Source organism: Pseudomonas sp. S30, from assembly GCF_016518545.1.
Taxonomy (GTDB): domain Bacteria; phylum Pseudomonadota; class Gammaproteobacteria; order Pseudomonadales; family Pseudomonadaceae; genus Aquipseudomonas.
In genome coordinates this window covers 1-23298 of record NZ_JACVTO010000026.1, presented here as the reverse complement: position 1 = coordinate 23298, position 23298 = coordinate 1, and the positions used below count along the sequence as shown (strand labels likewise).

22 protein-coding genes and 1 pseudogene are annotated in these 23298 nt (G+C 61.6%); 10 read left to right on the top strand and 13 right to left on the bottom strand.

The genetic code is table 11. The features are described from left to right. Positions 1-9: 9 nt before the first annotated feature. The 5 genes and pseudogenes from IAE34_RS22050 to IAE34_RS22025 all read left to right on the top strand — a co-directional run bounded on the left by IAE34_RS22050 (position 10) and on the right by IAE34_RS22025 (position 5049). Positions 10-996, top strand: a complete 987-nt coding sequence (locus tag IAE34_RS22050) for an ABC transporter ATP-binding protein (RefSeq protein ID WP_200141076.1) — start codon at positions 10-12, stop codon at positions 994-996. Beyond that, on the top strand, positions 993-1799 hold the full coding sequence (locus IAE34_RS22045) for an ABC transporter permease (protein ID WP_233631301.1): 807 nt from the start codon (positions 993-995) through the stop codon (positions 1797-1799). The genes IAE34_RS22050 and IAE34_RS22045 overlap by 4 nt, the downstream gene beginning before the upstream one ends. Next, a pseudogene (locus IAE34_RS24400) lies at positions 1721-2584 on the top strand (ABC transporter permease). Before IAE34_RS22045 ends, IAE34_RS24400 begins: the two are co-directional and overlap by 79 nt. 65 nt (positions 2585-2649) lie before the next feature. Next, a complete protein-coding gene (locus IAE34_RS22030; protein ID WP_200141073.1) occupies positions 2650-3423 on the top strand; it encodes an amidohydrolase family protein in 774 nt (257 codons plus the stop codon). Between the two features lie 216 nt (positions 3424-3639). Continuing rightward, entirely contained in the window at positions 3640-5049 is a 1410-nt protein-coding gene (locus IAE34_RS22025) for a M28 family peptidase (RefSeq protein ID WP_200141072.1), read from the top strand. A 178-nt stretch (positions 5050-5227) separates the two neighbouring features. Here IAE34_RS22025 and IAE34_RS22020 read toward each other — a convergent pair whose 3' ends face one another. Then, the gene (locus IAE34_RS22020; RefSeq protein WP_200141071.1) at positions 5228-7201 is read right to left on the bottom strand and encodes a methyl-accepting chemotaxis protein; all 1974 of its coding nucleotides are present in this window, start codon (positions 7199-7201) and stop codon (positions 5228-5230) included. A gap of 249 nt (positions 7202-7450) precedes the next feature. On the opposite strand from IAE34_RS22020, the gene IAE34_RS22015 reads away from it, so the two are divergent. Next, on the top strand, positions 7451-7681 hold the full coding sequence (locus IAE34_RS22015) for a hypothetical protein (RefSeq protein WP_200141070.1): 231 nt from the start codon (positions 7451-7453) through the stop codon (positions 7679-7681). 156 nt (positions 7682-7837) lie between these two features. Here IAE34_RS22015 and accC read toward each other — a convergent pair whose 3' ends face one another. The 7 genes from accC to IAE34_RS21980 form a co-directional block, all read right to left on the bottom strand. Further along, entirely contained in the window at positions 7838-9199 is a 1362-nt protein-coding gene (gene accC / locus IAE34_RS22010) for an acetyl-CoA carboxylase biotin carboxylase subunit (protein ID WP_200141069.1), read from the bottom strand. A 9-nt stretch (positions 9200-9208) separates the two neighbouring features. Continuing rightward, entirely contained in the window at positions 9209-9643 is a 435-nt protein-coding gene (gene accB, locus IAE34_RS22005) for an acetyl-CoA carboxylase biotin carboxyl carrier protein (protein ID WP_200141068.1), read from the bottom strand. A gap of 34 nt (positions 9644-9677) precedes the next feature. Beyond that, complete coding sequence (locus tag IAE34_RS22000; protein ID WP_200141067.1) at positions 9678-10442, bottom strand: LamB/YcsF family protein; 765 nt, start codon at positions 10440-10442, stop codon at positions 9678-9680. Beyond that, positions 10435-11379 carry a biotin-dependent carboxyltransferase family protein gene (locus tag IAE34_RS21995; RefSeq protein WP_200141066.1) on the bottom strand — a complete coding sequence of 315 codons (945 nt, stop codon included), beginning with the start codon at positions 11377-11379 and terminating at the stop codon, positions 10435-10437. The genes IAE34_RS22000 and IAE34_RS21995 overlap by 8 nt, the downstream gene beginning before the upstream one ends. Beyond that, on the bottom strand, positions 11376-12146 hold the full coding sequence (gene pxpB, locus IAE34_RS21990; RefSeq protein WP_200141065.1) for a 5-oxoprolinase subunit PxpB: 771 nt from the start codon (positions 12144-12146) through the stop codon (positions 11376-11378). Before pxpB ends, IAE34_RS21995 begins: the two co-directional genes overlap by 4 nt. A gap of 22 nt (positions 12147-12168) precedes the next feature. Further along, positions 12169-13479, bottom strand: a complete 1311-nt coding sequence (locus IAE34_RS21985; RefSeq protein ID WP_325101007.1) for an MFS transporter — start codon at positions 13477-13479, stop codon at positions 12169-12171. 385 nt (positions 13480-13864) lie between these two features. Beyond that, complete coding sequence (locus tag IAE34_RS21980; RefSeq protein ID WP_200141063.1) at positions 13865-14290, bottom strand: VOC family protein; 426 nt, start codon at positions 14288-14290, stop codon at positions 13865-13867. Between the two features lie 144 nt (positions 14291-14434). On the opposite strand from IAE34_RS21980, the gene IAE34_RS21975 reads away from it, so the two are divergent. Both IAE34_RS21975 and IAE34_RS21970 read left to right on the top strand, forming a co-directional pair. Further along, positions 14435-15328, top strand: a complete 894-nt coding sequence (locus tag IAE34_RS21975; protein ID WP_200141062.1) for a LysR family transcriptional regulator — start codon at positions 14435-14437, stop codon at positions 15326-15328. A gap of 42 nt (positions 15329-15370) precedes the next feature. Then, entirely contained in the window at positions 15371-15838 is a 468-nt protein-coding gene (locus IAE34_RS21970; RefSeq protein WP_200141061.1) for a GNAT family N-acetyltransferase, read from the top strand. Between the two features lie 129 nt (positions 15839-15967). Here the strand turns inward: IAE34_RS21970 and IAE34_RS21965 are convergent, their stop codons facing one another. Then, positions 15968-16396, bottom strand: coding sequence for a helix-turn-helix domain-containing protein (locus IAE34_RS21965; protein ID WP_200141060.1), 429 nt, complete (start codon positions 16394-16396; stop codon positions 15968-15970). 81 nt (positions 16397-16477) lie between these two features. Here IAE34_RS21965 and IAE34_RS21960 point away from each other — a divergent pair, with 81 nt between their 5' ends. Then, a complete protein-coding gene (locus IAE34_RS21960) occupies positions 16478-16981 on the top strand; it encodes a DUF2938 domain-containing protein (RefSeq protein WP_200141059.1) in 504 nt (167 codons plus the stop codon). A 217-nt stretch (positions 16982-17198) separates the two neighbouring features. Here IAE34_RS21960 and IAE34_RS21955 read toward each other — a convergent pair whose 3' ends face one another. The 4 genes from IAE34_RS21955 to IAE34_RS21940 all read right to left on the bottom strand — a co-directional run bounded on the left by IAE34_RS21955 (position 17199) and on the right by IAE34_RS21940 (position 21813). Continuing rightward, positions 17199-17423 (bottom strand): hypothetical protein, encoded by a 225-nt coding sequence (locus tag IAE34_RS21955; RefSeq protein WP_200141058.1) that lies wholly within the window; start codon positions 17421-17423, stop codon positions 17199-17201. A 1157-nt stretch (positions 17424-18580) separates the two neighbouring features. Further along, positions 18581-18970: a hypothetical protein gene (locus IAE34_RS21950; protein WP_200141057.1), complete on the bottom strand. Its 390-nt coding sequence runs from the start codon at positions 18968-18970 to the stop codon at positions 18581-18583. Beyond that, a complete protein-coding gene (locus tag IAE34_RS21945) occupies positions 18963-20363 on the bottom strand; it encodes a PAAR domain-containing protein (RefSeq protein ID WP_200141056.1) in 1401 nt (466 codons plus the stop codon). Before IAE34_RS21945 ends, IAE34_RS21950 begins: the two co-directional genes overlap by 8 nt. Before the next feature lie 556 nt (positions 20364-20919). Continuing rightward, a complete protein-coding gene (locus IAE34_RS21940) occupies positions 20920-21813 on the bottom strand; it encodes a LysR family transcriptional regulator (protein WP_200141055.1) in 894 nt (297 codons plus the stop codon). Positions 21814-21907: 94 nt separating this feature from the next. Between IAE34_RS21940 and IAE34_RS21935 the strand changes: the two genes are divergently transcribed. After that, positions 21908-23074 (top strand): MFS transporter, encoded by a 1167-nt coding sequence (locus IAE34_RS21935; RefSeq protein ID WP_200141054.1) that lies wholly within the window; start codon positions 21908-21910, stop codon positions 23072-23074. Positions 23075-23298 lie beyond the last annotated feature (224 nt).

Sequence of the window (23298 nt, the reverse complement as noted above, 5' to 3'; positions counted from 1 at the left end):
GGGAGAACCATGTCGAAAGCGATCGAGCTCCATGATATCAGCAAGATTTACGAGGTCTATCGCCCCCGTAATGCGAATTCGCGCAATGTGCTCGCCTATTTTCGACGCGAGAAAATGTCCATTCCCGCTGTGCGGGATGTATCGTTTTCCATCGACGCTGGAGAGATCGTAGGCTTTCTCGGCAGCAACGGCGCCGGTAAGACAACCACCCTCAAGATGCTCTCGGGCATCGTACGACCCAGTAGCGGGCAGGTCTCTGTGTTGGGCCATGAACCCTTTCGCCGACGGGCGGAGTTCCTCAAGTCGATTGCGCTGGTCATGGGACAGAAGCAGCAATTGACCTGGGACCTGCCTGCGTTGGAGTCCTTTCACCTGCAGGGCGCTCTCTATGACATAGGGGCTGGCGAGTGCAGACGGCGAATCGATCAGTTATGCACGCTGCTGTCCGCAGAAGATATTGTGCGCCGGCCCGTGAGAAAGCTGTCGCTGGGTGAAAGAATGAAGTGTGAGCTCATCCTGTCGTTGCTTCACCGACCCCAGGTTCTTTTCCTCGACGAACCGACGATCGGTTTGGACATAGCAATGCAGCTGGCCATTCGCGAGTTCCTGAAGCTCTACAATCAAGAGTTTGGCGCCACCATCGTTCTCACCTCGCACTACATGGCAGATATAGAGGCGCTGGCCAATCGAGTGATCGTGCTCGATCAAGGTCGTGTCGTCTTCGACGGTGCCCGCGACGCATTGGTAAAAGCGCATGTGAATGAACGGCATGTCACTATCCGTTTGTCGCGCGCGGTGGCAGCCGATGAACTCTCGACCTATGGCAAGCTGATCCAGCTTGAAGGCGACAGTGCCGAAATCCTGGTCGCCCAGGAGCAAGTGGCCAACACGCTGGCGCAACTGCTGGCCCATTTACCGGTCACCGATATTTCCATGCAGGCGCCCTCTCTGGAGCAGGCTTTCCCGCGCTTGATATCGCCCAAGGAGCATGCATGATGGTAGCGCTGGCTGCTTGGGCAAGTGTCGCCAAATATCTCATCCGCACCAGCGTGCTGGTGACCATTGTCTACCGCGCCCAATTGGTCGTCTGGCTGATCAGCGGCGTAGCACCGCTCTTCATGATGATGATCTGGTGGGAGCTTTCCAGAGACAAGGTCATCGGCGGCTATTCCACAAGCGATTTCATCGCCTACTTCCTAGGCATCTATCTGGTGCGGCAGCTGACCGCGGTTTGGGTGATCTTCGTTCTGAACGACGAAATACGCCAAGGCACATTGTCAGGGCGGCTCCTCAAGCCTGTTGCACCTTTCTGGTTTCACGTGGCGGAACACGTGGGTCATGTGTTGGTGCGAGCGCCCATCGTAGTCACCGTGTTTTGCCTGGGAAGTGTCTTGTTCACGATCACCTTGCCCGACGAGTTTTGGCGATTTCCGAGTTTCCTGGTTTCGCTGATACTCGCGTGGACCATCATCTTCCACATCTATTACTGCGTCGGACTGCTGGCGTTCTGGATGGCCAACTCCATTGCGCTCGACGCCATGGTCTGGTCGATGTACACCGTCCTGGGAGGCATGCTGATTCCGGTCGACTTGTTCCCCGAAGCGACTCGATGGCTCGTGGCGATGCTGCCGTTTTCTGCATCGCTGGATTTCCCGGTCAAGCTGCTGATCGGCAAGGCGGTCGGTATCGAGGTGGTCTCCGGCATCGCGCTTCAAGTGGTATGGGTGGCGATCTTGGTGATGTGCCGTCGTGCCTTGTGGCGGCGTGGCCTCGAGCGCTTCTCTGGAGCAGGCATATGAGACTCAGGACAGTCAGGATACTGGTGGCACTGGTCCGGCACTCGATGCTGGCGGAGTTGGAATTTCGTGTAAACGCTTTGACCAATGCGCTCAACACACTGGTGGGCATACTGTTGGCGCTGTACTTTCTGGATGCGATGTTCAGTGAAGTCGTGACGCTCGGCGGCTGGAATCAAGAGCAGGTGCTGGCGCTATTCGGGGTTGCCTTGATACTGGAAGGCCTGCTCGAGGTCTGGCTGTTTCCAAGCCTGCACACGTTGTCCGAAAAAGTGCGGACCGGGGATCTGGATTACCTGCTGGTGCGTCCGGTGGATAGCCAGTTCTTGGTCTCGTGCTCCAAGATCAGCCTTTGAGAGCTGCCTCGGGTGTTGATCGGTGGAGCAGTCGTTTTTTATGCCATGTACAGCCAAGATGCGCTGAGCCTGAGCAATGTCATGGCCTTCCTGGGGTTCATGACAGCCGGGATCGCCATTTTCTATTCGCTGTTCCTGATCACATGCACCTTGTCCATTTGGTTTGTGAAAGTCGGTGACGTGTGGATCATCAGTTATACCTTGATGGAGATTGCGCGCTTTCCGGTGACCGCTTTTCCACCGGCCATCCGCACACTGCTGACCTTCATTATTCCAGTCTATTTCGTTTCCAACATACCGGTCGCCGCTGCCATGGGGCTGGTGGAAGGGGGAGCTGTGCTGGAAGCCCTGTTGTTCGCGGCACTGTTCATCGCCCTCTCCAGAGTCTTCTGGCTGTTCGCCCTCAGGTCTTATAGCAGCGCCAGCAGTTAGCTAGAGGACGAAGGCAACCCACGGTTGAATGGTCTCGGTGATGGTCGATTTACAAGGATGCTCCGATGAACACTTACACTGGCCCGATCTTCGATGCACATATTCACACTGAGTTTGCTTCCCCAAGTGACCTTGCGCTGTTCACGGCATTGAAATCGCGCTTCGACATCCGTGCCTCGATGACCGATTCAACCACACCGGGATGCAGCGCACAGATGTTACGAAGCCTGGGCGTTAGCCGATGCGCAGTGATCACTGAGCCTCAGTGGTGTGCGCAAGCGTTGGAGCAAGGACTGCGTGATGGACTGTATACGGCCATCAAGATCAACGTGGGATTCATGCCGGTGAGCGTCGACGATCCCCGGCTTCTACATCTCTATACCCTCGCGCAGGCGTTCGATGTGCCCGTCCTCCTGCATACGGGTGATACAGGATGGGACCGGGCCAAGCTAAAGTATGCCCACCCTTTGAGTATGGACGAGGTCATCACCGACCATCCCCACGTGAAATTCCTGCTGGTTCACAGCGGCAATCCCTGGTTCACGGATGCTGCAGTGGTGGCTGCCAAGAACAAGAATGTCTGGCTCGACACCAGTTCGATCATCGAAGGCAGTCTGTGCCAGATGTCATCTGCGAAACTGCGCAAGTTACTGATCGAACCGATCAGCTGGATGTTCGATTACATCGGCAAGCCGGACAGGCTCGTTTTTGGCTCTGGCTGGCCATCCGTCGATTATCCGAATTACCTCGCCGCCTGTGCTCAAGCCATCGAACCTGAGTACCACCTTCAGGTGTTTTTCGAAAACGCTCGTCATTTGTTCAACCTTGCAGAATTGTAGGAGGCCTGCATGCGTCGCTCGCCACCTGGCAGGATCAGACAGAGAAACGAGTCAGCAGCGAATTGGCGCGGCTTTCTGAAGCACAAGGCACAGGCCAGTGAGTTGGCGCTTCATTGTCGGACGCTCTCCAGCGCTGTCTATGCAGGACGCGGTGCCGGTGAGCCAGGCGGACGGCGGGCATCGGGGTGGATAGCACAGAAAGCGAAAGAGCTCGGGTTGGTCGCCTGGCATGGGCGAAGACACTTCTTCCAACCAGTGCCGTTGGGTTACTCGCTTGTCAAAGCGCAATCGAGCAACCTGATGGCGATCAGGATAGGGGATCGTTCGCGGCAAGACCTGTCGGTTCAGGACGAACTGCTGGTGCGCTCTCAGCAGACCAGCGTCGAGCTCGATGGCACGGCTTTAGTGTTCGTCGGCTACGGTATCGTTGCGCCGCAATTCAACTGGAACGACTACTCGGGGCTTGATGTTTCAGGCAAGGTCGTGGTGATTTTGCCCAACGATCCTGGGGGCGAGCGTTTCCTGGGTGAGCGCATGACTTACTACGGTCGTTGGGAGTACAAGTATGAAGAAGCTGCCCGACAGGGCGCTGTAGGTGCAGTCATTGTCCACACCGATGAGTTGTTTGGCAGCCCCTTCACGCTGGTCATCAACGAAATGCGTCGAGCATTGCGATTTCTGCCGGGTACACCGCGTAGTCGCTTGCAATTCGAGGGTATTTGCAGCGAGCGGTTTGGGCGGGAAGTGTTGTCATCGTCGGGAGTAGATCTCGACGCCTTCCTCGTGGCTCCCCGCCCAATGGGTCGTCACGCCGATCGATTGCGGGCCTCTCTGCACATGCACCTGAGCTTCGAGGTAACGGTCAGACGTTGCAGAAATGTACTGGCAATGAGAAAAGGCAAACTGTTCCCTCGCCAATGCATATTGCTGTGCGCGCATTGGGACCATCTTGGTCAGACGTCGGACCCTGCACAGCCCAGAGGCTATTACCCAGGGGCCGTCGACAATGCAGTGGGCGTCTCGGTACTACTGGATCTCGCCAAGCGATTGACCCAGGCCTCGCCACTGTGTCGAACGGTCTTGTTCGCGTGGACGTCAGCAGAGGAGGTCGGCATGCTGGGTTCAGCACGCGCGGCGCAATGGATAAGAGATACCGGACTGGACGTGGTCGCTGCGTTCAACGTTGACGGATTCGTACCGATCGGGAAAACCAGGGATCTCAATGTGGTCGATGGTGATCAATCAGACCTTCCTACTACCCTGATGCACGCCGCGACGGCGTTCGAACGGTTCATTACGCTGGATGATGACCCGCGGGCAGGCTACTTCTATCGATCCGACCAAGCGAGTTTCGCCAAGATAGGCATACCCTCGCTACAGGTGAGCACAGGCGCCGATCTGATGAAGGGTGGGGTACAAGAAGGTGCCAAGCGTCATGACTTCTACGACACCCACAACTATCACCGAACCAGCGACACCTTCAATCGATACTGGGACTTTACGAGCATCTGCGCTGACATCGATGTCATCCATGAGGCGCTGCTATTGCTTGGGAACTCCTCGCGCCGGCCCAAGCTACGCTCGCACGGGGAAGGACATGGACAGGCAACACAAGATGCCCGCTGATCTACCGGCCACATTGGCATCGGCCCGAGCCACGCGGGCGCAGCATCCTGATCCCGGTGGCGAACGATGGGCAACAGTCGCCTGCGGACCGCCAAGCTCGTGCCGGTCCAACCACCCATAGCCTCCCAGGGGCACCACCATATTGCCGTGCCACCCCTGCCCTTGCGACCAGTACCGATCAACCCACCTTGAACCGCCCCACCAGGCGCTGCTGCTGCTCGGCCAGGCGCGCCAGTTCGCGGCTGGTGGAGGCGGTCTGCTCGGCGCCAGCGCTCACCTGGATCACCAGCAGGCTGATGTCGTTGACGTTACGGTGAATTTCCTCGGCCACCTGGCTCTGCTGTTCGGTCGCCGATGCCACCTGGATGTTGCTGTCGCTGATATTGGCCATGCCCTCGGTGATCGCTTCGAGCAGCTCCCCTGCCCGCACGATGTTCCTCGCGCCTTCCTGGGCCTTGCCCAAGGTCTCCTGCATGGACGACGCTGCCCGCTCGGAACCCGATTGCAGGTTGGCGATCATGCTCTGGATGCTGACGGTGGAATCCTGGGTCTTCTGCGCCAGGTTGCGTACTTCGTCGGCCACCACGGCAAAGCCGCGGCCCTGCTCACCCGCACGCGCCGCCTCGATCGCGGCGTTCAAGGCCAGCAGGTTGGTCTGCTCGGCCACGCCACGGATCACATCCAGCACCGAGGAGATCGAATCGCTTTCGCCCTTGAGTTCATCGATGATGGTCGCGGTCTGCGCCGCCTGCACTTCCAGCCCCTTGATCAGGCTGATGGTGTTGCCGATTTCGGTCTTGCCCTGCACGGTACTGGCGTTGACCTGCTGCGACATGCTGGCGGCGTCTGTGGTGCTGCGGGCCACGTCCTTGACCGTCGAGCTCATCTCGCTGATGGCGGTGACCACCTGATCGGTGCCCTGGCGCTGCTGCGCCACGTTGTTGCTGGTCTGCAGCGCCACCGCCGACGACTGTTCGGCGGCCGTGGCGACCTGCGCCGTGGCACTGCCGATCTCGGCGATCACCTCACTGATCTGCATGACCATGTTGTCCAGATTGCGCGCGATCTCGCCGAACTCGTCCTTGCCGGTGTACTGCGTACGCGCGGTCAGGTCACGGGTGGCCAGCGCCACCAGCGTGCGGTTCACGTCCACCACCGCCACGCGGATGTTGCGAATGATCAGTGCCGCCAGCCACAGCACCGTGATCAGCATCAGCACCACCATGGCGCTGGCCAGGTACAGGCCGCGCTCGGCATCGCTGCGCTGCGCGTCGGCCAGACTCACCACGGCCTGGCCCAGCTCGGCCTCGACCTTGGCCATCATGTCGATGCGGCTGGTAGCGAGGTTGAACCAGTCTTCGGGCTTGATGTTCAGCGCCTCGCCCAGAGGTGTGTCGAAGCCCAGCTTCTGCAGGCGCGCCACTTCCAGCGAGGCGGGTTGTTGCAGGACGTCCTCGAGCTTGGCCTTGAATTCAGCCGGCGCCCAACGCTGGAATGCCTCGAAGTACCCGGAAAACTCGCCCATGTTGCGGCTGAAGCGCGACAGCAGCGGCGCATCGAAGCGGTTCTGGTTGAACGCCAGGCCGAGCAGCACCCGCTCGCGCCCTGAGCGCTCCTTCATGTCCGCGAACTGGTTGAGCGAACTCAGGGCGCGCAGGATCTCCGGATCTTCGATACTGGTTTCCAGAGTGTAGGAAAAACCGATCAGGTTCTTGATCAGGTCGGTGAAGCGCGCACCGGACTCCACGTTGTTGATGGCCAGGGTGTCGACGCTGCGACGCAGGTCGGCCAGGTCGTTCAGCGCACGCAGCATTTTGTCGGGCGTCGGCAGCCCCGCCAGCGACTGGGCGCGCATCGCGCTCACCGCCTGATCGGTTTCACCCCGCAGGCTGTGCAGCTTGTCCTGCATGCTCTTGCCGCCACTGCCCAGAAACACGCCGCTGGCGCCGCGCTCACGCTGCATGGTGGTCACCACATCGCTCAGTTTCCTGGCCGCGTTGGTGGCGTTCACGGCGCGGTTCATCGCACTCAGGGTTTCACGCTTGTCCGCGACGTAGATGCCCGCGAAGGCGAGGAAGCCCAATAGGGGAAATACCAGGATCAATAATAACTTTGCACTCAAAGGAGCATTCTTCAGCACGGCAGGCCTCATCAATTCATACGGTGGGTACAGCGATCTCGGGCGCACGTTCTGGAGAATCGACGTTCGATGGACCGAAGTATTTTATAGAGGCCTGCCATGGCCGTTGGGATGTGTCCGTGTGAAGGCTTTCGGCTGCGAGGAGTCAAGCTTGATGGGGCAGGTGTAACTTTATTTTGCTCTGAGGCGAATAGTCGAAAACTTGGAGGCAGATCCACGAGCCTCAACTGCCGTGGTGTCGAAACGCGACATCGGAACTGAATGATCGTTCTCGAAATTTCGACATTTTTTGCGCCTGACTCAGCAGCGCCGTCCGCCGCAGCCGAGTTCGACGAGGCGTTCAGGAGAAAACCTGCAGGGCGTTGCGATCGTCATGAACAGAGCGTCGAATACTTTAATCCGAGAGGCCTGCTTCAGTTGAAACTTTCCATGGACATGTCGAACTTGTCGAAAGGCGCAAAACGTTCATGCGTGTCTGGGTCGAGCTATTGACGATGGTCGCCTAACTTTGACCGAGTCTAGAAGTTAAATTTTTAACAGTTGCACATATGGATCAGCGTGAGTGGAAATATCCTGTTTCCACGCAGAACACGAGTCGACTTGCACAGGCAGGACCGCTGCCCGAACAGCGACCCCGCTTGGCCTGACCTACGCCTTGTCCTCAGCCAACAGCTGCTCCAGGTAATGAATGTTCACCGCACCCGCCTGGAAGCCGCTGTCGCGCGTCAGTCGGCGGTGCAGGGGCAGGTTGGTCCTGATGCCCTCGACCGCCATTTCGTCCAGGGCATTGCGCATCCGCGCCATGGCGACCTCGCGTGTCGGCGCATGGCTGATGACCTTGCCGATCAGCGAGTCGTAGTTCGGTGGCACGGCGTAGCCGCTGTAGAGGTGGGAATCGACCCGAATGCCGTGGCCGCCCGGTGGATGGAAATGCGTCACCGTGCCGGGCGACGGCATGAAGGTGTCCGGGTCTTCGGCGTTGATCCGACATTCCAGGGCATGGCCGAGCACCCTCACCTGCTGCTGGGTGATCGACAGCGGGTTGCCCGCCGCGATGGCGAGCATCTCGCGGACGATGTCCACCCCGGTGATCATCTCGGTGACCGGGTGCTCCACCTGCACCCGCGTGTTCATCTCGATGAAGTAGAAGCGGCCGTCCTCGTACAGGAACTCGAACGTGCCCGCACCGCGATAGCCGATCTCGATGCACGCCTGCACGCAGCGCTGCAGTACCTCCTGCCGTGCCTGTTCGTCCAGGTGCGGCGCCGGCGCTTCTTCCAGGACCTTCTGGTGACGACGCTGCAACGAGCAGTCGCGGTCGTACAGGTGCACGGCATGGCCCTGACCGTCGGACAGCACCTGCACTTCCACATGCCGGGGGTTGCCGAGGAATTTCTCCAGGTACACCGTGGGGTTGCCGAACGCCGCGCCGGCCTCGGTGCGGGTGAGCTTGGCCGCCTTGATCAGGTCGGCCTCCTGCTGCACCACGCGCATGCCGCGCCCTCCGCCGCCTCCGGCCGCCTTGATGATCACCGGATAGCCGACCTCGCGGGCGATGGCCAGGGCCGTCTGCTCGTCTTCGGGCAGCGGGCCGTCGGAGCCGGGCACCGTCGGCACCCCGGCGCGGCGCATGGCCTGCTTGGCCGACACCTTGTCGCCCATCAGGCGAATGGTCTCGGCCCTGGGGCCGATGAAGACGAAGCCCGAGCGCTCCACCTGCTCGGCGAAGTCGGCGTTCTCGGCGAGAAAACCGTAGCCTGGATGGATGGCCGTGGCCCCGGTCACCTCGGCCGCCGCGATGATCGCCGGCACGTTGAGGTAGGAGCTGGCCGCAGCCGCAGGACCGATGCACACCGTCTCGTCGGCCAGCCCCAGGTGCATCGACGCGCTGTCGGCGGTGGAATACACGGCCACGGTCCGGATGCCCATTTCCTTGCAGGCGCGCAGGATGCGCAGGGCGATCTCACCGCGATTGGCGATGAGCACCTTGTTGAGCGTTGCAGTGGACATGGGTCTACCTCAGACGATGGAGAACAGCGGCTGGTTGAATTCCACCGGCTGCCCATCCTGCACCAGGATCGACTCGACGATGCCGCCATGGGGCGCCTCGATGGCGTTCATCATCTTCATCGCCTCGATGATGCACAGGGTGTCGCCCTGCTTCACCGCCTGGCCAACCTCGACGAACACCTGCGCCTCGGGCGCATCCTTGCGGTAGAAGGTGCCGACCATCGGCGCCAGCACCGTCCTGCCCTGCAATTGCGGATGAGCAGGCTCGGGCGCCGGGGCGGACGGCGTCACGCTGACGGCGCCCACCTGACTGTGGACATGCTGGATGGGGGTGCGGTTGTGGCGGCTGACGCGCATCGCGTTGTCGCCTTCCTTGATTTCGACTTCGTCGACACTGGAGCGCTCGAGCAGCGCGATCAGGGTACTGAGCTTCTGGATATCCATGGTTTGGTTCTTGTAAAGGATTCGAGGAAAGGGGTCAGGCGAGCTGCGCGGCGCGCACGTCGACGCCGTCCTGCAGCAGGGCCTGGCGGATGGCACGGGCGAAGTCGGCGGCCCCCGGCTGGTCGCCGTGGATGCACAGGGTGTCGGGGCGTACCGGCACCGGGGTGCCGTCCACCGCCAGCACGTGGCCGTGATGCAGCATGCTGCGCACCTGCACCAGCGCCTGGTCCACGTTTGTGATCATCGCGCCGGCCTGCCCACGCGGGGTCAGCGAGCCGTCAGGCTGATAGGTGCGGTCGGCGAACACCTCGTGCCGCACGGCCAGGCCCAGGGCCTCGGCCGCGGCGGTCAGGGCGCTGTTGGCCAGGCCGTACAGGTACAGGCTGGGGTCGAAATCGCGCACCGCCTCGCAGATCGCATTGGCCAGCACCGGGTCCGCTGCCGCCTGGTTGTAGAGCGCGCCATGGGGCTTGACGTGGTGCAGCAAGGTGCCCTCGGCCGCCGCGAAGGCGCTCAGCGCGCCGATCTGGTACAGCACGCATTCGTAGGCTTGGTCGGCGCTGAGCGCCACCTTGCGCCGGCCGAAGCCTTGCAGGTCGGCGAAGCCCGGGTGCGCCCCCACCGCCACGCCGTTGCGCACGGCGGCCGCCACGGTGCGACGCATGATCGCCGGGTCGCCGGCGTGAAAGCCACAGGCGATGTTGGCGGAGGTGATCTGCGCCAGCACGGCCTCGTCGTCACCCACGCGATACAGCCCGAAGCCTTCGCCCAGGTCGCTGTTGAAATCGATCTCAAGCATGTTCACGCTCCAATTGCAGCAGCAGTCGCGCCCGCTGCACGGCCAGGCGCTGGGCGTCCTGCAGGGTGGTGAGCTGAAAGCGCACCGCCTCCCCCGGCAGGCGCTGGGCCAGCAGCGGCAGGTCCGCGCTGATGACATTGGCGATGCGCGGATAGCCTCCGGTGGTCTGTCGGTCGGCCATCAGCACGATGGGTTGCCCGCTCGGCGGCACCTGCACGGTGCCGAAGGTCACGGCCTCCGAGAGCAGTTCCAGCGGCGTGCGCAGCGCCAGCTCGGCGCCTTCCAGGCGATAGCCCATGCGCTCGGAGTCGTTGCCGATGCGGTATTCGCTGCCGAGCAGATGCTGCTGCGCCTGCTCGCCGAACGCGGCCCATTCGGCGCCAGGCAGAATGCGAATCGCGCGGTCGGCCTCACGCTCTATGCTCCGCTTCAAGGCCGACGGCAGCACCAGGCGCGGCGCATTGCGAAAGCACGAGGCGAAGCCGAGCCGGTCACCGGCCACCAGCGCGCGGCCCAGCACGCCTGGGTAGCCCCCGCGGCGGTTGCTGCTGACGCTGCCCAGTAACGCGCCGAGGTGGAAACCACCCGCCACCGCCAGGTACGCCCGGGCCCCGCACCGACGCTGGCCGAACGTCAGGATCGCCCCCGGCTTGACTCGCACCGCCTGGTTCGGCGGCAACGCCTGCCCCTCCAGCAGCGCGCCAAGGTCGGCACCGGCCAGGGCGATGAGCGCGCCTGCGTCGAAGCGCAGGGTCGGCCCTTGCAGGGTGATCTCCAGCGCTCCCTGGTCCAGCCGATTGCCCACCAGCAGGTTGGCCATCTGCAAGGCCTGGGCATCCATCGCCCCGTTCACCGGCACGCCGATCTGCTGATGGCCGGTGCGCCCGGCATCCTGCAACGTGGTGCACAGCCCGGGCCTGAGCACTTCCAGGCTCATGACGCACGCTCCTGTCGCTCCAGGGCATCGAAGGTCTGGGCATCGACGGGCACGAAGCGAATCCGGTCGCCGCTGCGCAGCAGACACGGCTCGGGTCGCTCGGCGTCGAACAGCGTCAGCGGCGTGCGCCCGATCAGGTTCCAGCCGCCGGGCAGTTCCAGCGGGTAGATCACTGACTGCCGATTGGCCAGGCCGATGCTGCCCTCAGCGACCCGGGTGCGCGGCGTCGCCCGGCGCGGGGGAGAAAGGCGCTCGTCCAGCACGCCGATGTAGGGATGCCCCGGCGCGAAGCCGAGCATCAGCACATCCACCGGCTCGCCGCTGTGTAGGGCGATCAGCGCGTCAGGCGTCAGGCCGAGCGTGTCCGCCACTTCCAGCAGATCCGGCCCGTGCTCGCCGCCGTAGCACACCGGAATCTCCACCAGGCGCGGCTCGACCACAGGCCCCGACGAGGCCCGGCGCAACACAGCTTCGATCTGCCCCATGAGCACCTCGAAGGGGCATCGATCATCGCCGCAGTCGAGCAGCTCCGGACGGTAATGCACACCAATGGAAATCATCGCCGGCACGATGTCCGTCACACCCACCACCTCACCGCTGCGCACCGCCTCGCCCAGCTGGATCGCGCACTGGGCGGCCAGGCGATTGCTGGCGGTGCTCAACACCTCACCGAATTTCACCACCAGGCAGGCATCGCCCGCCGGCGTTATCACCCACGGCTGGGCAGCGGTGCCGCCCAGCGTTTCGATCGATTTCAACACAGTCATCTCCATCACCTCGTCACCGCGCTCAGCGCTCCAGCGCCCGCCCGGCCGTTTCCTTCAGGAACAGCAGCGACAGCAGGCTGAGCGCGGCAGCCCCGGCCAGGAAGAAGCCCGGCATCAGCAGGTTGCCAGTTGCGCCGATCAGCGCCGAGGACATGAACGGCGCCAAGCCGCCACCCATGATCGCCCCGAGGTTGATGGCGATCGCCATGCCGGTGTAGCGCACTCGCGTGGGGAACTGCTCGGCGTAGGTGGGGTAGCCCACCGACTGGATGATCGGCATCGGCAGCGTGGCCACCAGCAGCGCCAGCGCCGCCAGCCAGATCGACGCGCCGTTCATCAGCGCCATCATCGGGATCACCAGCACCATGTAGCCGACGAAGCCCACGGCCAGGGTGCGACGACGCCCCACCCGGTCCGACACCGCGCCCCAGAACGGCATCATCGCCGCGACAATGAAGCTGATGCTGGCGATGGTCCAGTACACATGGGACTTGTCGAACTTCAGGTAGGTGGTCAGGTAGATGTTCATGAACACGATGCCGATGAAGTAGCCCACGTTCTGCCCGAACGCCAGCGCCACCACCCGCACCACGCTGCCCAGGTGCTTGCGCAGCACCTCACGCACCGGCGCGGCGGGCGGCGTGTCCTTCTTCAGGAAGGCCTGGTACTCAGGGGTTTCCTCGACGTTGTGGCGCATCTTGCAGGACAGCAGCACCAGCGGCACGCAGAGGAAGAACGGCACCCGCCAGCCCCAGGCCGCCAGGGCCTCGGGCGTGAGCAGCAGGGTCACCACGCCGCACACACAGGCTGCGGTGCCGCCGCCGATGGCCACGCCCACCGGGGTGAAGGCACCGAAGAAGCCACGCCGATGGGCCGGCGCGGACTCGGCCACGAACGCCGCCGCGCCGACCACTTCGGCCCCGGCGAAGAAGCCCTGGGCCAGGCGGATGAGCACCAGCAGGATAGGCGCGAGGATGCCCACCTGGGCTGTGGTCGGCAGAAAGCCGATCAACGCCGTGGACAGGCCCATGCCGATCACCGTGGTGAGCAGCACGCCACGCCGCCCGATGCGATCGCCCAGGCGGCCGAGGATGATGCCGCCCAGCGGACGCGTGAGAAAGGCGCTGCCGAACACCGCCAGCGACGCCAGCAAGGCCGCTGCCGGGTTGTCGCTGGGGAAGAACAAAGGCGCGATGATCGCCGCCATGTAGCCGTAGATGCCGAACTCATAGTATTCGACGGCCGTGCCGGTCGAGGCGGCGATGGCCGCGCGTCGGCTGACGCTGGCGCGGTCGCAGGGACGGGATGCAGAAACGGGAGCGGCGGCGGACACGGAGGCGTCCACCCCCTCTGGGGCTAATACGCGAGACATAGGTCACCATTCACGAAACCAACGGATTGTTAGCCAGGCGTGCACAAGCGCCTGTTTTTATATGCCTGCCGGAAGCAGGCCGGTTGTGATGGGCAGTAACGGTGAAGCGGGGAAATCCCTGTCAGCGGGTCAGGCTTGGAAGCTGCGCCTGTAGGCGCAGGCTTCACTGGAAGTGGGTTGTGCAGGAGCGGTGGTTCGCCGCTGCGTGGTGCACGCGATGGGCTGCAATCAGCCCCTCCCTCTCGTCACCCTTCCAGTCCTTGTGTGGACGACGCCGGCCATGCCGGCCATCGCCCATGAACCCGGTCCTGCGAGCACTCTTGTTATGGTCGAGGCAACACGCGCCTCACTTGGCGAACAGCTGGCTCATGTCCTTGAACGCCTTGAATTCCAGCGCATTGCCGCACGGGTCGAACAGGAACATGGTGGCCTGCTCGCCCACCTGCCCCTTGAAGCGCACGTAGGGCTCGATCACGAACTGGGTTTGCCGCGCGGTGAGCCGGTCGGCCAGCGCCTCCCACTCGTCCCAGCTGAGGATGATGCCGAAGTGCGGCACCGGCACGTCGTGCCCGTCCACGGCGTTGGTGTGCGCCGACTCCTGGCTCGCGGTCTTGGGATGCTCGTGGATCACCAACTGGTGCCCATAGAAGTCGAAGTCCACCCAGGCCGCCGCCGAGCGCCCCTCGGCCAGGCCGAAGGTCTCCCCGTAGAAAGCCCGCGCCGCTGGAAGGTCGTAAACAGGAATTGCCAGGTGGAAAGGAGAAAGGCTCATCGGAAGGCTCCACGCTTGTCGTTATGTTGGACGCTCGGGGCAGGCCGCCACGGCCTTTGCCCTACGCCTGGAATTCATCATAGGGCTAGCCGACAGACAAAAAAAACAATATATATTTGTCATTTCCACAAAGAATTTTTATCAATGATCCGCGAGCTCAAGACCCTGATCGCCGTCGCCCGCGAAGGCACCTTCGCCGCCGCCGCACAGAAGATCGGCCTCACCCAGGCCGCCGTCAGCGCCCAGATCGCCCGACTGGAAGCCGAGCTGGGCCTGGACCTGTTCGACCGCACCGGCCGCAGCGCACACCTCACCGCCCTCGGCTACCAGACCCTGCAGCAGGCCCAGGAACTGATCCGCCTGTACCACAACCTCGGCTCACCAGCCCCCGAAGCCCAGGCCCCGCAACTGGTCACCCTCGGCGTGATCGCCTCCATCCAGCGCATGCTGCTGCCCAGCGCCCTGGCTCGCTTTCACCAGCAGCGACCCAATTCCCGTACAAGAATCCTGCCAGGGCTGTCGATGGAGCTGCTGGACCAGGTGGATGCCGGCGAAGTGGACCTGGCGGTGATCATCCACCCCCCCTTCGCACTGCCGACCGACCTGAAATGGGTGCCCCTGGTCAGCGAGCCCTATCGCCTGCTGGTGCCCGAAGACACCCCCCACGACGACTGGCACGACCTGCTCGCCTCCCAGCCCTTCATCCGCTACGACCGCGCCTCGTTCGGCGGCCGGCAGGTGGACCGCTTCCTGCGCAAGATGCACTTCTCGCCCCATGAACGCGTGGAGTTGGACGAGCTGGAGGCCATTGTCAAGCTGGTAGCCCATGGCGTGGGCATCGCCCTGGTGCCGGAAACCCTCGGGCACCAGGCATGGCCGCCGGGGGTGCGCGCGGTGGATCTGGGGCAGCAGGGATTCAACCGGGACATCGGCTTGATTCACCATGGCAACCGCAATGCGAACGAGCCGGTGATGGTGCTGGCGGGGTTGCTGGAGGCACTGGCGCGGGAGATGGGGCGCTCGGGCTCACAGTCCTGAACGGTGGGCTAGTCTTTGCTGTTCGAACAGGGAGGTTTGAACATGGAGTGGCACATTCGCCCCGCCACGCACCACGATGCAGCAGCGATCAGCCGCGTGATCCTGGCCGCCCTGCGCGAGTCCAATACCAAGGACTATCCACCCGATGTGATCGCCCAGATCGAACGAGCCTTCACCCCTGAAGCCGTCGCCATGCGGCTTGGGCAACGTCAGGTGCTGGTGGCATTGCAGGATGACACCGTCATCGGCACCGCGAGCCTGGAGGCGGATGTGGTGCGCAGTGTGTTCATGGACCCGGCGCATCAGAAACGTGGGATCGGGCGGCACCTGATGGAGGTGATTCATGCCACCGCCGTGCGGGATGGGATTGCGGTTCTGCGGGTGCAATCGTCGGTTACGGCTGAACGGTTTTATGCGCTGTTGGGCTATCGGAAAATTCGGGATGAAGTGAATGATGCCGAGCGCGTGCTGGTGATGGAGAAGCGGCTTCAACCGCTCGCTTCATACTAACGGCGCCAGGCTGCACTGAGCGCATGTTCATCGATACTCCGGGGTCATGTGCACGGCGGCTATCTTCGCCCCTGATCGTCCCAAGAGAAGGATTTTCGAGAGCACTTACTCGATTCCATTCTCACGGTCTCAGGCGTTCCTCAAGATCGCAAGCCTACCCAGTTCGGACTTGCTTTTGACCCAATATCCCGCCGCCGCGATATGCAGGATGCGCTGGAATTTCGGACAACTCAGGTGATGTTTCTCAGGGCACTGCGCGGCGTGGCGGAGCCCTTTGCTCATGGCTTGCAGGCGTTTGATGCGTGCGTCGAGTTCGTCTGCCTTGGCGAGCAACTTGTTTCGGTCGACCTGCTCGTCTACCAGCATTGCGCCCACTTCCTCTAGCGAGAAACCTGCCGCCTGGCCCAAGGCGATGAGCGCCAGCCGGTCGATCACATCTACAGCGAACTGCCGCCGCTGGCCAGGCGGGGCGGATGACCTGAGCAAGCCTTTCTTATCGTAGTAACGCAAGGTCGAAGCGGGCACGCCGGTGCGCTTGGCTACGTCTGCGATGTCCATTTCTGCCTCTTGAGTTGAAGTCGACTTCAACTTTTATCCTGCGGGGTGTGAGGGTTTAGGTCAATGGGATGAGAGGCTGGGATGACGATGTCAGATCTGTTGTTTGCGGGAGTGGTGATTGGGGTTGGCGGTACTGCGGTCATGGATGCTTGGGGTTTGATGTTGAGACGGTTGGGTGTCGCTACGCTTGATTTTGCATTGGTCGGCCGTTGGGTTGGGCATCTGGCTAAGGGGCGTGTGATGCACCAGGCGATTGGACAGGCGGAGCCGGTGCGGCATGAGCGGGTGTTGGGCTGGGGAGTGCATTATGGGATCGGCATCGTCTTTGCGATGGTGCTGGTTGGGATCGTGGGTGACGACTGGCTCTCGGCGCCTTCGTTATGGCCAGCACTGCTGGTTGGAGTGGCTACCGTCATTGCACCGCTGTGCGTGATGCAGCCTGCGATGGGTGCAGGGTTCTTTGCATCGAAGACTGCCAAGCCTGTGGCGAACTGCATCAAGAGCCTGGTTACGCACATGGTGTTTGGTTGTGGGCTTTATCTCAGTGCCGAGTTGATGGCCGGGCTGATGCGGTTGAACAGTTGAGTGAATCGTTGGCGGGGGGCATTGGTGATGGCTGCCCTCCCCGTTTGCCTTCGGCTTTGCATGCGAAGGCTAGCGTGTGGCTGCGTGGCATGTGCCCGACTTTTGACTGTGACCAGCGGCTGATGCGAAACCTGTGCACCAGCGCGCTGGTTTCCATGGCAATGGCGAGGGGCAATCTCTGAGCGGTCCGGCTCGTCAGATCCTGCGCTGTCCTCGCTTACCGATGATGCGGGTCGGCTTCTTGAAGCAGCAGCCCGCATTGCTCGGCCATCAGGCGGCTGATGATACGGATCGCCTGATGAACACCAGCCTGAGTGCGCACACTGACGTTGGGGTTGTGCTCGCACTCCAGGAGATCATCGTACTGAGCGAGCGCTTCGCCCAGCAATTCGAGGGTCCAGGCGTAGGATTGGATGGTCGAAAGGCGGGTGCGGTCAGTCATGGGGCACCTGCCGGGGCTGTGGTCTGGACGCCGTGTGGATCGGGTAAAAACGCGGCTGACGCGCTGCGGCTGCAACCTGTCGGCGGAGAGCGGATGCGAGGATCCTGCGAGGGATAGCGGTGAACATGCATGAGGTCCTTTTCAGTTGAAGCACCACGTCAATCGTCGCCAAACGATTGGGTGGCAGCTGTACGCAGGTTGGCGAACCGAGGAAAAGGAACCCGGCAGACCCGAAGGTCTCCCACGCACAGCCGCCATGGCACGACACTGCGGACACAGAAAAAGCGCCTGCAATCGTGGTCGGGGCGCCGATGCGCCTTTTTCGTTCGAGTCGCCAAACCCGGTCGCGGAGGTTGCCGCGACGGGGGAAGGTTAGGCTGATCTGGGGGATGGTGCAAGGTGGGGTGGGGATGGGTGGCTTGGCTGGGTGTGCGCAGGTTTGAGCGATGCTGGTACTTCAGGGTGTCGCCGTGCTGATCGCCCACCGCGCTGACGATCTTGTGGGTCCGCTCGTGAGACTCGATGGCCGAGAAGCGGGTGCAGTCAGTATTGCGACAGCTGCTTGAACTTGGTATCGGTCGCGCCTGGAACATGAGCGGGATCAGAGAAGCGCGGTGTCTGATTGAACGGCGGTGGAGAGCGGATGCGAGGGGCCTCGCAGAAAGCGCGGTAGTCATGCATGAGTTCCTTTCGTGGTGGAACTGCCACCGCTCGCGGCCAAGCAAGTGGAGGTGGCAGCAGTACGCGGGTTGGCCGACCGGGACGAAAGGGGCCCGGCACACCCGAAGGTGTCCCGCGCACCACTGCCATGACTCGACGTCACAGACGAACAAGCGCCTGCGATGACGACTTGGCGCTGATGCGCTTTTGATTCCGACCGGGCAAGGTCGCGTCGCCGATGCCTCGGCGCCGGGGGCGAGTTTAGCTGATTAGGGGGGCCAGCAAATTCACGAACGGGGTGGCAGGAGGCGGGTGCGAAGACAAACGGACGGTTGCTGGTCGTGAGGGACCGGTTTTTGCGGGCTGGACTTGGTGGATTTATAGACGTAGCTCATAGGGTATCCATAAACAAATCAGCCATTTTAAGGCTTATATTGGAATCGAATCGGGACGTGCGAAGGATCCAGTGAGAGCGACGACCGCCGTGCCATCAACGTTCACGCCTTGATGAATCCATAGGTCACCCACATCCAAACGAAGCCAAAGGCCGTCAGCCACGCGGATACCTGTAGAGCCAACTTAAGCTTTGCAGGGAAGTTTTCCAGTTCTTCAATGTCCAGATGCCCTCGGCGCATATGTACGCCAGGCCAAATGAGTATTCCACAAAGAAAGGTTATCAGCAGCCACCGAGCGCCAAAGCGCCGGGTGCCTAAATACAGTTTCATCTGCTCCAGGCCGGGATGACTTTGGATAGCCGAAGTTGCGACAGTGAAATTTCTTGTACCCGCGATCAATGCACTGACCGCACAACCGGCCAACCCGATCACGAATGGACACGCCAGCATTATCCACTTCAGCCACACGGGCCAACTCTCGAACTCAGTCATAATATGATTCGTAGATCAGCTCGCCCATTTGCTCACCGCCCTGCGCACCGGCGACGCTCCCAGCAAAAGACCCTCCCCCGACCAGCGCAATGCCACATACCGGCGCCCCGAAACCCGCGGTACCAGCAGAGAACACCCCACATACAGCGAGCGCAGTGATCCCAGCAATTTTGCCACTCACCATCCCTCCCGCCAGCCCCCCAGCGAAAGCACCTGCCTCAGACAAACGAATCTTCTTGCAGGCTTCGGTTTCCCCTGCACGGCAGGCCTCTTGGACTTTCAGATAGGAAGATGTACCCCCTAAGCCAATTCCGAAATGCCCACCATACCGAAGGTACTTACTAAGTCTCGCCACTTTGTCCAAGTATGTGGCGTACCCAGGAATCTGCCCTGGCCCACCGGCTTTCGACCAATGATGCACAAGACTCTTGGTCGAGATGTTCAAGCTTTTCTTCAGCCGCTCGTAGGCTCCTAGATTCAGATGCTTATTTAGAAAAGTCGCCCTCAGCTGACCATTTAGTTGTTCCAATAACATCCGCCGTTCGGCGAAGAACGATGGACTACTTAGATGGCCATGGCGCAGAAACTCTTGCTGATGCAAACGCTCGATGTTGCTAAGAGTGCTGCGAAGCTGCCGAAGGCCGTGGTCCATCATGTCCTTACCCACACCCATGGAGAGACTGGCGTCACTAAGCAGTCCGGCAATTTCAGCCTGATACTCCATCATGAAATCTGACTCGGCAAAATCGAGTACAGCCAAGGAACGTCGGGCGCGCTCGGCGGCTGCCATGAGTTGACCCTCCTCCTGGGTGCAGGCATGACCGTTATCCGGATCGCCGATGACGAAGATTTCCCCTGCCTTGAAGCCCTGCTCGAAAGTCGGGTTCAGGCGTTGCAGGTAAGAAATGGGCAATGTCGAATCATGGCTAGTCAGCTCCAACAGAATCTGCGGGAACGACATGCTCCGGGGCACCACATAGAATCCCGGCTGCATCTGCCCAGGCAACCCGCCAACCATGGCGGGCGAAGTCCCTGCCAAAGCGCCAGGGCTCCCAGGGCCAGCGGGTCTGAGGCTAGTGCGTACTGCAACCGACAGCCGCGGCGGGGGCATTTCCCGTAAAGGCGCCACCACCCGGTTGCTACCCTCTGGGCAACCGCAATCAACTAACGCGCCATCCATCGCGACAGGCTGGCCATCCGAGATGAAGTGCCACACCCCTTCAACGACCTTTCCTTCCAGCCCGCAAAGTGGACAAGCCGTGGTGGGATCCCCCATCCTCAGTACCATTCGTCCCTCGTCGAGGTAACCTTTCCCGGTGGCGATGCAAATCGCACCAGTGGTGGTCACATCACCGTCTACTGCTTGGCCAAGCCCATCCAGACTGACGCGCACTTCAGAGTCCCTTGCGAACTGTAGGAGCGAAAAAACCTAGCAGCCTAGAAGGGGCAAATGAGGCCTCTAGAAGCTAAAGAGACGTTTCCTACGAGTAACGCGGATTCAGGACTAGGCACGTTCCTAGCGGTTCGGGAACTATAGCCCTCCTCCTTTTTGTTCACTCCCGAAAAAAAGGGCGACAGACCCGAATGGCACGTACTTAACATGCTTCGGGTGCCCAATTTTTTCTGACTTTTGCCCTTGCTGACCGACGTGGCTGAGTCAGCAATGGATAAGCCTGAGGTATTCGCTTTATGGTCCGAGATCGTATCCTGGGAAGTGGTGTAACTCGCCATGGCTTTGGCGACTGAGTTCGCCGTTTAGTTGATCACGGCCGACATCTTGGCCTGTGGATTATCGCTGGCTGCTTCATCCTCTTTCGCTCACAGGGCGCCTTCGGCTGGTTCAGTTACATCACTTCCCAGGACACGACCCTCTCTGTCGCATCAGTCAGCAAGGCCACACTACTGGAGGCAGCAATTCCCATCAAAACGAGCCACCCAACACGCTGGCCCTACATCCGATGATGCTCCACCAAAAAATCCACGAATAACCGCACTCGCGCCGGCATCGTCGGGCCGCCAATAAAAACTGCATGAATCGGTTCTCGGTCACCGGGGTTCCAGGCCTGCAGCAGCGATACAAGATCACCTCGCCGCAGGTCTTCTCTGACGGTGAACTCGCCGATTCGCGCAATGCCGGCGCCGACTCGCGCGAATTGGGCCAGCGTTTCTCCGCTGCTGCACTCGATGTTGCCGCTGACATTGAGGGAAAATGTCTTACCGGCGCGTGCAAACGGCCAGTTGGGTTCGGCACGTCGGAAGTTGAAGCGCATGCAGTTGTGCCGTAACAGGTCTTCGGGGTCCTGAGGGGTGCCGTGGCGCTGCAGGTATTCGGGCGATGCCACCACCACCTGACCCGTGTCGCCGATCCTGCGCGCGGTAAGCGGGCTGTCGGGCAGGTGACCAAAACGTATGGCCACATCAGCCTGGCCGCCGAGGATGTCGACCACTTCGTCACCCAAGGTGAGGTCCACGACGATGTTCGGGTATCGCTCGCTGAAGGCTGCGACCAGGGGAACGATGGACAGACGCCCATGGCCAAGGGCAGCGCTGACCCGCAATCGCCCCTTGGGCATGCCTTGGTCAGCAATGGATTCCTCCACCTCGTCCATGTCTGCCAAGATGCGCCGGGCGCCGCGCAGAAACGCTTCGCCCTCGGCAGTGAAGGTGATCGCCCGCGTGGTGCGTAACAACAGCCGGGTACCCAGCCGTTTTTCGGCTCGCGCGATGATTCGACTGACTGCCGAGGGCGTAAGCCCCAATGCACGTCCGGCGGCCGACAGACTGCCTTCTTTTGCCACGGCGGCGAACACAAACATTTCACCAGATCTACCGTTGAAATCCATTTGTGCCCCTTAGGCAAAGGTGATTACCAAAAACGCGGTCTACCGTCGTGAAGCGCCGGATCATAGCATTGAGGGCATAGATAAGGAGCCTGTCATGCGTATCAATCCTCCCCTTGTTGCACTCGCCGTGGGTGCCTTTGGCATCGGCGTAACCGAATTCGCCCCAATGGGCATGTTACCGGGCATCGCTGCGGACCTCGGCGTTTCGATTCCCGCCGCAGGCTTGCTGGTAAGCGCCTATGCCCTGGGCGTACTGCTGGGTGCGCCGCTAATGACCCTGACCACCGGCAAGATTCCCCGGCGTTATCTGCTGATAGGGCTCATGGCGATTTTCACCCTGGGCAACCTCATGTCCGCACTGGCGACCGAGTACTACAGCCTCATGATTGCCAGGGTGGTGACCTCACTGAACCACGGCGCATTCTTTGGCGTCGGCTCCATCGTCGCCGCCAGCGTGGTGGCCCCTGAAAAACGTGCTGGCGCGGTAGCAGCCATGTTCATGGGGCTCACCCTCGCCACCATTGGCGGTGTGCCGCTGGCCGCCTGGTTTGGCGAACTGTTCGGGTGGCGCACCGCTTTCTGGGGGATTACCGGCCTCGGCTTGGTGACCATGGCTGCATTGTGGTTCGCCCTGCCCGACCTCAAGGCTCCGCCAAGCGTCGGTGCCATGGCCGAAATCCGGGTAATGGGCAGTGCCCCCGTGTTGGGCGCGCTGGCCCTGACCGTCGTCGGCTCGAGCGCAATGTTCACCGTCTTCACTTACATCGCACCGATCCTCAGCAGCGAGACCCATGGCTCCCCGGCTTTCATCACTGCCATGCTGGTGCTGTTCGGTATCGGGCTGACATTGGGCAACATGTGGGGCGGCAAAGCCGCCGACCGCTCGATAGACCGCACCCTGATCATCTCGCTGAGCGTGCTCATCCTGGTGCTGCTGGCGTTTACCGTATTGATGCGCTGGCCGCTGCCGGCCGCCGCAGCCATTCTGATCTGGGGCGTCGCCAGCTTCGCCTTGGTGCCACCGCTGCAAATGCGCGTCATGGAAGCCGCCAAGGACGCACCTAATCTCGCCTCGGCGGTGAACATCGGTGCGTTCAACCTCGGTAACGCAATTGGCGCGGCGCTGGGGGGTGCGGTGATCAATGCAGGGCTGGGCTTTCCGGCGATTTCGCTAGCGGGGGCAGGGATGGCCGGGTTGGGGTTGTTGATGGTGTTGGGATTTGCTTGGCGGTCGAGGGTTTCGGAGGCGGTGGCGGTGTGAGTAGGGTCTGAGAGGCTCTTGGTCGTCATTTTTGAGTTTCGCTTAGCGGCCAGGAGCGGTCCGTGGTAGACGGGATAGTTGCCAAACGAGGTAAGCCCCTCTCGCCCATCCGGTTTCACATACCGGAAGGTATCGGAGGGGCCAGTCTCCGTTAAGGAAAAAGCCGCCCGAAGGCGTAATGCTGTTCACTTAAGCGGAGCAGCCTTACGATCCACCGGATACCG

Bases quoted from the DNA above. Each gene is read 5' to 3' on its own strand.
- IAE34_RS22050 (WP_200141076.1), top strand. From the start codon at position 10: ATGTCGAAAGCGATCGAGCTCCATGATATCAGCAAGATTTACGAGGTC.
- IAE34_RS22045 (WP_233631301.1), top strand. From the start codon at position 993: ATGATGGTAGCGCTGGCTGCTTGGGCAAGTGTCGCCAAATATCTCATC.
- IAE34_RS22030 (WP_200141073.1), top strand. From the start codon at position 2,650: ATGAACACTTACACTGGCCCGATCTTCGATGCACATATTCACACTGAG.
- IAE34_RS22020 (WP_200141071.1), bottom strand. From the start codon at position 7,201: ATGAGGCCTGCCGTGCTGAAGAATGCTCCTTTGAGTGCAAAGTTATTA.
- IAE34_RS22015 (WP_200141070.1), top strand. From the start codon at position 7,451: ATGATCGTTCTCGAAATTTCGACATTTTTTGCGCCTGACTCAGCAGCG.
- accC (WP_200141069.1), bottom strand. From the start codon at position 9,199: ATGTCCACTGCAACGCTCAACAAGGTGCTCATCGCCAATCGCGGTGAG.
- accB (WP_200141068.1), bottom strand. From the start codon at position 9,643: ATGGATATCCAGAAGCTCAGTACCCTGATCGCGCTGCTCGAGCGCTCC.
- IAE34_RS22000 (WP_200141067.1), bottom strand. From the start codon at position 10,442: ATGCTTGAGATCGATTTCAACAGCGACCTGGGCGAAGGCTTCGGGCTG.
- IAE34_RS21995 (WP_200141066.1), bottom strand. From the start codon at position 11,379: ATGAGCCTGGAAGTGCTCAGGCCCGGGCTGTGCACCACGTTGCAGGAT.
- pxpB (WP_200141065.1), bottom strand. From the start codon at position 12,146: ATGACTGTGTTGAAATCGATCGAAACGCTGGGCGGCACCGCTGCCCAG.
- IAE34_RS21980 (WP_200141063.1), bottom strand. From the start codon at position 14,290: ATGAGCCTTTCTCCTTTCCACCTGGCAATTCCTGTTTACGACCTTCCA.
- IAE34_RS21975 (WP_200141062.1), top strand. From the start codon at position 14,435: ATGATCCGCGAGCTCAAGACCCTGATCGCCGTCGCCCGCGAAGGCACC.
- IAE34_RS21970 (WP_200141061.1), top strand. From the start codon at position 15,371: ATGGAGTGGCACATTCGCCCCGCCACGCACCACGATGCAGCAGCGATC.
- IAE34_RS21965 (WP_200141060.1), bottom strand. From the start codon at position 16,396: ATGGACATCGCAGACGTAGCCAAGCGCACCGGCGTGCCCGCTTCGACC.
- IAE34_RS21960 (WP_200141059.1), top strand. From the start codon at position 16,478: ATGACGATGTCAGATCTGTTGTTTGCGGGAGTGGTGATTGGGGTTGGC.
- IAE34_RS21955 (WP_200141058.1), bottom strand. From the start codon at position 17,423: ATGACTGACCGCACCCGCCTTTCGACCATCCAATCCTACGCCTGGACC.
- IAE34_RS21950 (WP_200141057.1), bottom strand. From the start codon at position 18,970: ATGACTGAGTTCGAGAGTTGGCCCGTGTGGCTGAAGTGGATAATGCTG.
- IAE34_RS21940 (WP_200141055.1), bottom strand. From the start codon at position 21,813: ATGGATTTCAACGGTAGATCTGGTGAAATGTTTGTGTTCGCCGCCGTG.
- IAE34_RS21935 (WP_200141054.1), top strand. From the start codon at position 21,908: ATGCGTATCAATCCTCCCCTTGTTGCACTCGCCGTGGGTGCCTTTGGC.